Annotated in this window: 11 protein-coding genes and 1 tRNA gene; 7 read left to right on the top strand and 5 right to left on the bottom strand. The window is 43.7% G+C overall.

Translation table 11 applies throughout. The annotated features are described in order from the left end of the window. Together AAV90_RS05115 and recQ are read left to right on the top strand one after the other, a co-directional pair. Positions 1-717, top strand: a complete 717-nt coding sequence (locus AAV90_RS05115) for an anaerobic ribonucleoside-triphosphate reductase activating protein (RefSeq protein WP_046495052.1) — start codon at positions 1-3, stop codon at positions 715-717. 102 nt (positions 718-819) lie between these two features. After that, positions 820-2589 carry a DNA helicase RecQ gene (recQ, locus tag AAV90_RS05110; RefSeq protein WP_046495054.1) on the top strand — a complete coding sequence of 590 codons (1770 nt, stop codon included), beginning with the start codon at positions 820-822 and terminating at the stop codon, positions 2587-2589. Positions 2590-2968: 379 nt separating this feature from the next. On the opposite strand, the gene AAV90_RS05105 is transcribed toward recQ, so the two are convergent. Genes AAV90_RS05105 through AAV90_RS05095 form a run of 3 tightly spaced genes read right to left on the bottom strand, consistent with a single transcriptional unit; the run spans position 2969 to position 6273 of the window. Beyond that, the gene (locus AAV90_RS05105) at positions 2969-5017 is read right to left on the bottom strand and encodes a DUF6449 domain-containing protein (protein WP_046495056.1); all 2049 of its coding nucleotides are present in this window, start codon (positions 5015-5017) and stop codon (positions 2969-2971) included. Continuing rightward, positions 4992-5891, bottom strand: a complete 900-nt coding sequence (locus AAV90_RS05100; protein WP_046495058.1) for an ABC transporter ATP-binding protein — start codon at positions 5889-5891, stop codon at positions 4992-4994. The genes AAV90_RS05105 and AAV90_RS05100 overlap by 26 nt, the downstream gene beginning before the upstream one ends. Further along, positions 5884-6273, bottom strand: a complete 390-nt coding sequence (locus tag AAV90_RS05095) for a GntR family transcriptional regulator (RefSeq protein ID WP_046495060.1) — start codon at positions 6271-6273, stop codon at positions 5884-5886. The genes AAV90_RS05100 and AAV90_RS05095 overlap by 8 nt, the downstream gene beginning before the upstream one ends. Positions 6274-6492: 219 nt before the next feature. On the opposite strand from AAV90_RS05095, the gene argH reads away from it, so the two are divergent. From argH to AAV90_RS14650, 4 genes are all read left to right on the top strand, one after another. Further along, positions 6493-7884, top strand: a complete 1392-nt coding sequence (gene argH / locus AAV90_RS05090) for an argininosuccinate lyase (RefSeq protein WP_046495062.1) — start codon at positions 6493-6495, stop codon at positions 7882-7884. Next, a complete protein-coding gene (locus AAV90_RS05085) occupies positions 7871-8152 on the top strand; it encodes a hypothetical protein (RefSeq protein WP_046495063.1) in 282 nt (93 codons plus the stop codon). Before argH ends, AAV90_RS05085 begins: the two co-directional genes overlap by 14 nt. A gap of 562 nt (positions 8153-8714) precedes the next feature. Then, a tRNA-Thr gene (locus AAV90_RS05075) sits at positions 8715-8789 on the top strand. A gap of 180 nt (positions 8790-8969) precedes the next feature. Beyond that, entirely contained in the window at positions 8970-9251 is a 282-nt protein-coding gene (locus AAV90_RS14650) for a helix-turn-helix domain-containing protein (protein ID WP_242847461.1), read from the top strand. Between the two features lie 189 nt (positions 9252-9440). On the opposite strand, the gene AAV90_RS05065 is transcribed toward AAV90_RS14650, so the two are convergent. Together AAV90_RS05065 and AAV90_RS05060 are read right to left on the bottom strand one after the other, a co-directional pair. Then, positions 9441-10004 carry a hypothetical protein gene (locus AAV90_RS05065; RefSeq protein ID WP_052729530.1) on the bottom strand — a complete coding sequence of 188 codons (564 nt, stop codon included), beginning with the start codon at positions 10002-10004 and terminating at the stop codon, positions 9441-9443. Between the two features lies 1 nt (position 10005). Continuing rightward, positions 10006-11001: an HD domain-containing protein gene (locus AAV90_RS05060; RefSeq protein WP_052729531.1), complete on the bottom strand. Its 996-nt coding sequence runs from the start codon at positions 10999-11001 to the stop codon at positions 10006-10008. On the opposite strand from AAV90_RS05060, the gene AAV90_RS15255 reads away from it, so the two are divergent. Next, positions 10995-11150, top strand: a complete 156-nt coding sequence (locus AAV90_RS15255) for a hypothetical protein (RefSeq protein ID WP_207642026.1) — start codon at positions 10995-10997, stop codon at positions 11148-11150. The genes AAV90_RS05060 and AAV90_RS15255 overlap by 7 nt on opposite strands. Positions 11151-11486 lie beyond the last annotated feature (336 nt).

Here is an 11486-nt window from a genome sequence, read left to right as displayed (position 1 = left end):
ATGAATTTTGGCGGAATAATAAAACAAAGTCTGGTTGATTACCCGGGTGAAATAGCGGCCGTTCTTTTCACCCGGGGCTGCAATATGCGCTGCCCTTTTTGTCATAATCCCCAACTGCTGATAAAAACCAAAAATGATGGTGCGGCTCTGACTGGATTAGAAGAAGTCCTGCGTTTTTTAAAGGAACGCCAGGGCTTTCTTGATGCTGTGGTTATCAGCGGAGGCGAGCCAACCCTTAATGAGGAACTGCCCGAGGCCATAAAAAGGATTAAATCCCTGGGTTATCTGGTCAAACTCGATACCAACGGCACCAATGCTGTAATGGTGGAAAGATTACTGCGGGAGGGTCTTTTGGATTATGTAGCCATGGATATCAAGGCTCCGGTGGAATTCAAGAGCTACCTTAGGGCCTGCGGACGTTTGTCCAGCCATGATTTTTTCCAAATCAGAAACTCCATCCATCTGCTTAATAATCTAAGCGATATTAAAGTGGAATTTCGTTCTACCTTAATACCGCTCCTGCATACACCCGGAGATGTTGAAGAAATGGCCCGCTATATCAAGGGTGCTGATAGATATACTCTGCAGCAGTTTAACCCTCGGGTAACCCTGGATCCCAGTTACGGAGAGATCGTACCTTTCAGCAAAGGGGAAATGGAGGATATGGCTGAATTATGTCGAGCCTATGTCCATGAAGTTCGGGTGGTAAATATTTAGCAAGAACCCGCCTTGTAAACGGTTGCCAAGGCTTAATATGGCTAAAATCCTAAGACACTGGCGGGCTGCGGGCCAGACGACCGTTTTTAAGGGAGAAGTACCATGAATTATGATATACAGTCAGCTTTAAAAAGATATTTTGGTTATAACAGCTTTAAAACCGGGCAGTCAGATATTATAGATAGCATTCTGGCCGGGCAGGACACCTTAGGCATCATGCCTACCGGGGGAGGCAAGTCAATCTGTTATCAGTTGCCAGCCTTACTGCAGCCGGGATTAAGCCTGGTTATTTCACCCCTGATCGCCTTAATGAAAGATCAAGTGGACGCCTTAAATGAGCTGGGCATTACTGCGGCCTGCCTCAACAGCAGTATGGAGGCCGGGGAAGTCCGGCGTTGTCTGGTTGAAGCCAGTCAGGGCCATTACAAGATTTTATATGTGGCTCCTGAACGGCTGGCCTCAGAGGTTTTTACCAATCTGCTTAGAAACCTGCCGGTTTCCTTGATAGCGATAGATGAAGCCCATTGCGTTTCCCAGTGGGGACATGATTTCCGTCCCTCCTATCTGCAAATTGCCCCCTGGATAGCGGATCTGCCATCACGTCCAACCGTGGCGGCATTTACAGCCACGGCTACCCAGCAGGTGCGGGACGATATCATCAAACTTCTTAAGCTGTCCAACCCGGATATCTACGTAACCGGTTTTAAAAGGGAAAACCTGCATCTGTCGGCGGCCAAAGGTGTCGACAAGACCAAATTCATCACCCGCTATATAGACACCCATCCCGAGCAGGCCGGTATTATTTATGCGGCAACCCGCAAAGAGGTGGATGCCCTGTATGAACACCTGCATTCCAAGGGCTACTCGGTGGGTCGATATCATGCCGGAATGAACCATGAAGAAAGACAGCAGAACCAGGAAGATTTCCTCTTTGATGAGACAAGGATTATTGTGGCTACCAATGCCTTTGGTCTGGGTATTGACAAATCCAACGTCCGTTATGTAATCCATCACAATATGCCCCGCCATCTGGAAGCCTATTACCAGGAAGCCGGACGGGCCGGGCGGGATGGCGAACAGGCAGATTGTATTCTTCTTTATGCGCCGGGGGATGTCCAGATCCAAAAGTACCTTATCGAGAACAGCGATTTAGACGAAGCCAGAAAAAGCGGAGAGTATAAAAAGCTGCAGAGTATGATCGATTACTGTCATAGCAGCCGCTGTCTGCAGCAGTATATCTTAAATTACTTTGGAGAAGAAGATGCGGCCAATCACTGCGGCAACTGTGCTAATTGCGGACAGGAATACGAGGTGCGCGATATTACGATCGAAGCTCAAAAGATCTTCTCCTGTATGCTGCGTATGCAGGAACAGTATGGGATGAATCTGGTTGCCGGTGTGCTGAAGGGTTCAAAAAACAAACGGATTTTAAATCTGGGCTTTGACCGGCTTTCTACCTATGGCATTATGAGCGAAATGAACATCCCGGCGATCGTTGATCTCATGCATCTGCTCGAAGCGGAGGAATACATATATAATACCGGCGGACAGTATCCGGTTATACGCTTGCTGCCTAAAGCTAACCCGGTGCTGCGCGGTAAGGAAAGGGTTCTGGTAAAGATGCCCCGGGTGCCCGAAACGGCTGCACCGCAGAGCGATTTATTTGACCTGCTCAGGATTCGCCGCAAAGAAATAGCTGGCCGGGAAGGGGTGCCTCCATATGTTATATTCCATGACAGTACCTTAAAGGAAATGAGCTGCCGGGTTCCCCGCGATCAGGAAGAGATGCTGGACATCCCTGGAGTGGGCGAAAACAAATTAAAAAAGTACGGCCAGCAGTTCCTGGAGGTTATTCAAGGCTATATCAAGTGAGTTTAATAGACGCGGATAACGCGGATTTCCGCGGATTCACGCGGTTCTAATAGACACAGATAGCACAGATCAGACAGATTTACACAGCAACCTTAATTATGAACGAAGTTCATATCAGTAGTCCCCGCAGGGGGCAGCCTTAATAGTGACCGTTAGGGAGCATCAGTAGTCCCCGCAGGGGGCAGCCTTAATAGTGACCGTTAGGGAGCATCAGTAGTCCCCGCAGGGGGATTATCTTTAATTAATTAAACGTTATCAGCAGCATAATCGAATGCTCGAAAGAATCGGCAATTTGTAGGTGCGACCTTTGGTCGCTCCGATGAAATCGCAACCCTAACAATGCCCGGCACTCAAGATCGAGTGCCGGGTTTTTTTAGATCTAAAAATGCTCTTTTATAAAATCAGGCACATCATTTTCGGAAAAACCACCGGATAAGGTTTGACCATTTTTAAGCAGAAAGCGGATGTTGTAAACCGGCCGGTAGACATTAATATAATTATTAAGACATATCTCCAGTTTATCCGTATCGGTTATCTTTAGAGTACCCGGTCTCTTTTCCATTTCTTGAATAGCCTGACGTTCATCCTTGCTCTCAAGCGTTCTCCAGGCTGCTTCATTATCAGCGGGTATTTTTTCAACTACTGCGTATTCTATATCCTGATTGGCAATGACTCGGGCCTGATCACGTTTATCTATTTCTATAAGCCATTGTTCAAATTCCAAAAAAGACTTCTGCCAGGCTACGTGAATGCGCTGTTGATCGTTTTTGAACAGGGCGATTTCGGCCCAGGGTACCTTGTTTGAGTTCATATCAGCATAGCTTTGCTTAAGGATTTCTTTCTTTAAGATTGCTACGGCTTGCTTTATTAATTGCGGATCTGATATAAAAACTTCTTTATCACTCACATCGTATCCATGAATAGCCAGTGTTTTAATCTGCTGTGTATCTATCCGGAAGATATCATTTTGCAGCAGCTTAGCTTCCGGGGATTCGTAAATAGGTTTCAGCAGATCCCGGTATTTATCCTTAGGCAGTACATATTGACGGTAGATGTGCTGCCCGTTTTTCATATTATAAACCAGACAAACTTCTTCATAATGTTGGTAGTGTCGGTAGGGGATATTGATAAGTTTTCTATCCCGGTCGCGGTTTTCGATTATTTTTTGGTGCAATGCGTAGATATTGGTCAGGTTAGTTTGATCTTTAAAATTACATGGAACCGGTTTCAGCCAATATGCATGTTCGGTTTCTTGCACAGATGCCCGGCGGTTCACGTCTGCTTCCCGCAAATTGTAAAAAGATCTGTCCAGGTATATACTCTCTACTTTAGCCAGATCAGGCTGCCTGCGCTCAAAACCGGTAAAGTCAAAATTTAGCCCGCCGATTACAATAAGCATCACCAATACGTAGATTCCATAGCCTTTTAAGGCTTGCTTGTGCCACACCCGGGTCGACTTGGTAAGCAGTATTTCAACCAGGAAATAAGCCAGCAGGGAACCTAGAAAATAGCCGAAATACATCCAGGTCAGACTGGCTTGCTGGGTATCATAGAAATATGCACCCAATAATAACATAAAACAAAACGTTACTCCGTATTTGAAAACCGGGCGCAACCAGTCAAAAGCGATAGCGCTGCCCGCCCTTTCCAGATGGCGCTGCTGGTAGAGATAGCTGCCTAATACAAATAAAATCAGTATAGTCAAAAGATAGGCGACTACTTCACCTGCCTGTAGAGGTACATAACTGAGGTCACCCATTCTTAATAAAGGAGAAAAAACGGTTTTGGCGGAGTAAAAGTCCCGGGTAAATCCATAGAAAAAAAATCGGGCGTTAACGACCAGCAGCTCAAAGAGTCCGGTTGGCAGCACCAGAAGAATGAGTGTTAATATACCTTGCAGGGTGGATATACCAGTGCAGATGCCGGTAATTACCGTGACCATGAAAAAAATCAGATTAAAAAGCAGGCTACTTCCGAACCACCTTAATATTTGCCAGCCGCTAATATATTCTATACCCATTCCCGCCACCAGGATCCAGGAGACCAAGGCAGTAATTAAAAGCGGCAGGGATAATAAAACAATACCGGAGAAAATATGGGTATTATAGAGCGTTACCCTTTTAACCGGCAGGGCGTGTATCATATCGTTGCGGTTGTTTTCTTGCAGGTATCGAAACAGCCACAGTCCGGTCATAATCGGTATAAGTATAAAAAGCATAATCTGGAATGCGGAATCAAATTTAAAAATACCTAAATATTGAGCGGAACCAATAATAATCTCCGGATTTTGGGCCTGGCTGTGCAGCATTATGATTTTTAAGGGTATAGCCAGAAGCAGTCCCAAGAGGTAGACAACAGCGATCCAACCGTAATTTTTAAAATCATTGTGCAGAATTCCGCTATTAATAAAGGATGTTTTTGATTTCATATCCGTTATCCCCCATTTCATAAATGAAAATCTCTTCCAGAGTAAGTGGCAGCACATCAATAATAGCGGGATTATGGGCCTTAATACGGCGAATAATTTCCTCGCGGGCACCCCGCACGATCAATGTGGTTACCCGCCCTCTTTTTTCCTGGTAGACGGCCTGAATATCATTATGCCAAGCAGCAGGCAAATCATCCTTAAATGCCACCTGGATTTTATGCAGATCCGACTTAAGATCGTCCAAATCCCTTTGCATCAGCATTTTGCCTTTATGCAATATACCGATACAATCGCAGATATCTTCCAGTTCGCGCAGGTTATGCGAGGAGATGATTACCGTCATATCCCGGTCAGCTACATCCTGAATAATAAGGTTTTTTACCTTTTGGCGCATGACCGGATCCAGCCCGTCTAGAGGCTCGTCCAGGATCAAATAATCAGGCATGGCCGACAGAGACAGCCAGAATGCTACCTGACGCTGCATACCTTTCGACAAGGTTTGGATACGGCGCTTATTATCGATATTAAAAACCGCCTGCAGTTTATCAAAGCGTTCCTGATTCCATTGCGGGTAAATTTTTGCATAAAAATCGGCCATATCCTGAATGGAAAAATTAAAAAAGAAGTATATATAATCAGGAATAAGCAAAAGCCGATTCTTAATTTCAATATTTTCGTACACCGGCTGAGAATCGATACAGATGTCCCCGGCATCCGGTCTTAAAATACCGGCCAGCAGTTTTAAAAGAGTAGTCTTGCCGGCCCCATTGGAACCCACCAGCCCGTAAATGGAACCTTTTTGAACCGATAGACTGACTTGGTTTAGAGCTTCCAGTTCCTCATAATGCTTAGTGATTCCGCTCAATTCAATCATGGCTGCTGCCTCCCTTGTTTGTAGATATTAGATGCTTAACCAGGTTTTCAATCTGATCAGCACTTAAACCCAGATACAACATCTGGGCAATGATTCGTTTGAGGTCATGCTCAAGACTTTGCAAACGCAGCGTATGGTCTTCGGGAATCGCAGGGCGCACAAAACTACCTTTGCCAGGCAGTGAATAAATGTAGCCGCGATGATCCAATTCTTTGTAGGCCTTCTGAATGGTATTGGGGTTAACCGTCAATTCCGCGGCTAAAACCCGAACAGCTGGCAACTGTTCATCTGGCTTTAATACACCGTTAACAATCAACTCGATGATCTTTTCTGTAAGCTGTTCATAGATCGGTGCCCGGCTACGTAGATCCAGGTCAAACATAAAATTCCCCCTTTCCGACTTATATGTATTATGACGAATAGTACAGTTGATACACCAATTGTAAATCAACTGAAAAATATTTGCAAAGAAAATTTATTTTAAAAATCAATTTTTCATATTTACATTTTAAAGATGCATTTCGTGAATTAAGATAATATAATAGATATTGCTAAACAATTTAGGACTTAGCAGGACGAAAACCCAGCTTGAGGTGTGAAAATGAAACTATGGAGCGGTAGGTTCACCAAGCAAACCGATAAGTTAACCGAGGACTTTAATGCTTCCATCGCTTTTGACAGCAGGATGTATGTCCAGGACATTCGAGGAAGTATGGCCCACGCTGCTATGCTGGCCAAACAGGGTATTATCAGCCGGGAGGAAGGCGAAAATATCATGGCGGCTCTCCAAGAGATCCAGTCGGAAATCGAAAACGGACAGTTGGAATTCACGGTGGAAGCCGAAGACATACATATGAATATCGAAACCTTCCTAACTGCCCGAATAGGCGATACCGGCAAAAAACTGCATACTGCCCGCAGCCGCAATGACCAAGTGGCTCTGGATATACGCCTGTACTTAAATGACGAAATAATAAAAATCAGGCAATTGCTGCTGGAATTAGAGGAGACCCTGCTTAAAATTGCCGGTGAGCATCTGCATACCGTCATGCCCGGTTATACCCATATGCAAAAAGCCCAGCCCATAACCCTGGCTCATCATCTGCTGGCCTATTTTGAAATGTTCAGGCGGGATGTGGAACGCTTGGATGATTGCCGCAAACGGGTGGCAGCTATGCCGCTTGGCTCAGGAGCCTTGGCGGCTACCGGGTTTAATCTGGATCGAGAATATGTGCGGGAGCAACTGGGATTTGATTATATTACCCGTAACAGTCTGGATGGAGTAAGTGACCGGGATTTTGCTATAGAGTTTTGCAGCTTTGCCAGTATATTAATGATGCATCTATCTCGTTTTTCTGAGGAGATTATACTTTGGGCAACCGATGAGTTTGCTTTTGTGCAGTTAGATGACGGATTTTCCACCGGCTCCAGCATCATGCCGCAGAAAAAAAACCCCGACATAGCCGAATTGGTCAGAGGCAAGACCGGTCGGGTGTACGGAGATCTGATCACCCTTTTAACCCTGATGAAAGCATTGCCCTTGGCCTACAACAAAGACATGCAGGAAGACAAGGAAGCCTTGTTTGACGCCCTTGATACCGTTAAAAAGTGTTTAATGGTGTTTACGCCGCTGTTACAAACCACCCGCTTCCAAAAAGAAAAAATGGCCCAGGAAGCCCGGGGAGGGTTTACCAATGCCACCGATCTGGCTGATTATCTGGTCGAAAAAGGCATGCCATTCCGCGATGCCCATGCCGTAGTCGGCCAAGCAGTACTGTACTGCCTAGAAAACCAGCAGGTTCTGGAAGAAATAGACCTGGAGACATTTAAGCAATTTTCCTCGAAAATAGATGCCGATGTATACCAAAACCTGGATATCGCCAACTGTGTAGCCAAACGCCAGATCCCCGGAGGACCGGCTCCGCAGACCGTAAGCAGGGCACTGGCAGAGGCTGCCGCATGGCTTAAGGAGATGCAAAATGCACATAAGTAAATTCGATTCCATTAACGGAGTACCCGATGAAACCCAGATAGAAGCCTGGGCCGAAGGATATTTTCATAATCTCTTAAATATGTTTAACGCCTTTTTTACCCAAGTCAGTGTAGCCGAAGCCGTTGAGAGGATGTCCAAGATACCCTTCGATCAACTGATCCGAGAGGCACTGGAAGGAGAAAACGAAGTCATTATTGAAAAGGCCGTAGCAGTTGTCAATGAAAAAGTCGAAATGGAACTGGAATTCATGCGGGCCTACCTGGATTAAACTACGGATACCAATATATACTGCCTCTTTAAAAACGTGCAGAAAAATCGTGATGTGACCCTTCGTGTTACTATCTAAGCCTTAAACTGAATTAGTAAAGGAGTCTTGAAAGTGCTAAAATGCCACTTTTGCAGCAAGATGTATCCAGAGGCCATTCTCAAGAATATGGTGCAGATCATTGACAACAAAGCCTATATCATTTGGATCTGCCCCGGATGCCTGCCCATTGTAAATAATAATCCTAATTACTATCAGGTATCCGAACCAAAAAGCAGCCCAAAAATCAATAATATTTAACAATCTCTATAGCAAATAAACCAAACAGTAATTAAAAACGTACCCACCTGCCTTAACGGGCAGTAATTTAAGGAAAACGAGAGGATAGTACCGTTCCTTTTTGCAATTTCCAAATTTAAGCTTGCCGGGAACCGACATTGATTACATTGTCTCTATAGAAGTTCCCCATAAGTTGAAAATCCCAGATAGACTACCGGGTACTCCTCTCTTGACGGCAATCAATAATATTGCTATCATGTAGCATGGTGTAAATCCCACCCCAAATGCCGATGTGGCTCAGTGGCAGAGCAGCTGATTCGTAATCAGCAGGCCGGCGGTTCGAATCCGCCCATCGGCTCCAGTAGAAAACAAGCAACCGCGCAGGTTTGCGCGGTTTTAGTTGTTTCTGGAGAAATTCACTTTTAGTTTAACGCCGCCAAATCGTCGCCATAATTTTAATGCCGTCGCCAACCTTTGTTTGCTTATCTGATTTCAGGGCAATGATTTAAGAAAAAGGACAGGAGATGATTGGGTGGAAGCGATGTCCCAGCAGGATATACAAAAGGTGATGGAGGGTTTGCGGGTTTTGGTGGAATGGCTGCAGAGGGGTAAGGAGACAAAATTACCGCAGAAAGTAGAGAGTACCTGGTCGAATATCCCTGAAGTTCTGCAGGTAAATGAACTTGCAGAGGTTCTGAATGTATCCAGATGGACTGCTTATGAGCTGTGCAGGCGTTCAGATTTCCCGGCCGTCAGAATCGGGCGAAGGATACTGGTACGCAAGGATCAGCTGCGCGCTTGGATGGATAAACAGATAAGTTGATGGTTTAATTATACTGTTAAGATTAACCCACTATCCCTATTCTAATAAAAGGCTAGTGGGTATTTTTGATCTTCACATTAAAAAAACTTCTTCAGATCTAGCTACTTAACTATATAATACACAGTCTATAGTGTTTAATTGCTGAGAGAAAACAAGGCTAGGCCGGGGTAAAAACATCTATAACAATAATTAGCTTATCCAAGCAAAAAGACCAGTTTCATGCAACGCATCAAATGCCCTGGAAACCAAATCCCTACTGAATTTTCCTCGTTTAACGGTCATGACTTTTTCAACGATTTCGTCTTTTGTTGGTGGGCTACCATAATACTTTGTTGATGTAGTTTGTAAATAATGAATTGTTGCTAAAAGCTCCATTTCGGTAGGGTGAAATTGATTGAACAAACCTATTATATCGTCGATATCATTTATATGATTTGAAATATCATGTTTACTTATGAGTTCCTCAATTTGATCACCAGGTGTATATTTTGATTTAGATTTTTGCTCAGATTCGTCAAAAACAATGCCGTCGGCAACCAATTCTTCCATTCTATAATATAGTTCTTGAGAATAGGGACCATAATGATATATATCAAATTTAAAATCTAGAGGAACTCCCTTGGCTTTAAGGAAATAACAGATCTTTTGAACCATTGTTCTACCCAATGCAATAGCGGTTTCCTCGTTATTCCATTTGTGTACAACATAAGCAATAATTGCATCATCGAATGAGTCACATAGTAAGATACTCAAACTACATCACTTCCCCTTCAATCTTTTTAGCTTTTATTCGCAAGTCATTAAGCTTAGCTTGATCTTTTTCATTAACGTAAATCCGTACCACATGGAATAATTTAGGTATCTTCTCAAGAATGCTTGATTCTTCGGTTATTAAGGTATGCCTTTGTTTATGTACTACCTGTAGTTCAATACCTTCGTCGTGTTCGCCTGGTACAAAAAATTTATGAATACTGCCTTTAGCTTTTTCGTCCAAAATAAAATTATAATTACTGCTGTTATTCTCCAAATTTTGGAAAATACCTTTAGCCTTTCTTAACGTTCTTGCGTCGGCAAATTCTGAGGTTTCATATATAACAGAATGGTGTTGCCTACAGCAAATTCTGGTAGCCACAACGTGACTTGGATGATTTTTATCCCTAGATGCATTTTTCATCATAGTAATCAAATCAATATCATCATAATCCAAAACCGCTGTAAGCGGGTTCAGATCGGGTTTCCAGTTCTCCATAAAATCCTTCAAATAAATATCATAAATTCGCCTAGTACGATGCATGTATACCTGAGTAAACATATAGTATCTGGCTAAAATAAGCGCTTCAATACTATGTATTCCACCGTGATCCACTGCTAAACTTAAACTACCAGTTCCATCTGAAAAAACAGTTAAGGTATCAATCAACCGATCATGATCAAAGCTACCGTAGCTAACTCCACAATGAAGCGAATCACGTAATAAATAATCCATCCGATCAGCATCAATTGAACCGGATAGTATATCCTTTAAAAAATTTAATTGAGGGATTACCTGACCTTCTAGGATTTGAGCAACAATGTCGGTTATACCTTCAAAATACATAGTATCAAGGATTGATTTAAGGGATTTTATTATAGCAACACTAACGACTTCATGTAGTGGCTTATAGAATCTTTCCTGACGTACAATGTATTGGGGTTTGCCCATACCAGTGATGGAATTAGATAAATTGAGCCTATCCCATGCGTATGTCATCAAAATTCCTCTTTACTGCCCCAAAAAATCATTCAGCCGATCCACCGCATCCCGCTGCATGCTTGGCAGAACACTTTGCTGCTCTTTATGCGGTTAATACGGTTGACGGCTTGGCGGAGGTGGAGCTGGCCGCAAGGTTTGAACTTTAAACCATAATCAAGCCCCATTGCGGGGCTTTTTTTAAATGGATTAACCAGTGGGAATTGCGCAGATAATTAGTTGTAAACGATTCATTTTCCTTCCAATTGCAGGAATTTTGTTTTCAAGTTAGAATTTTGTCAAAAAGATAGAAATGAATGACCGAACGGGAATGGTTATTCAGGGAAGGGCGGGGGCAGCTAGCTTGCTCCGGCGGTTATAAACGGTCAAGGTCGGGCAGCGCCCGCCAACAGGAAACCTTGAGCGCTTACAAATGAGCCGGTATCATCAGTAGATGCCTGCCATTCCTGATTGCTTAATAATCCGGCAGGACTATAATGCCAGTC

Source organism: Syntrophomonas zehnderi OL-4 (assembly GCF_000983115.1).
Lineage (GTDB): Bacteria > Bacillota > Syntrophomonadia > Syntrophomonadales > Syntrophomonadaceae > Syntrophomonas_B > Syntrophomonas_B zehnderi.
This window is presented reverse-complemented; position numbering and strand designations above follow the sequence as displayed.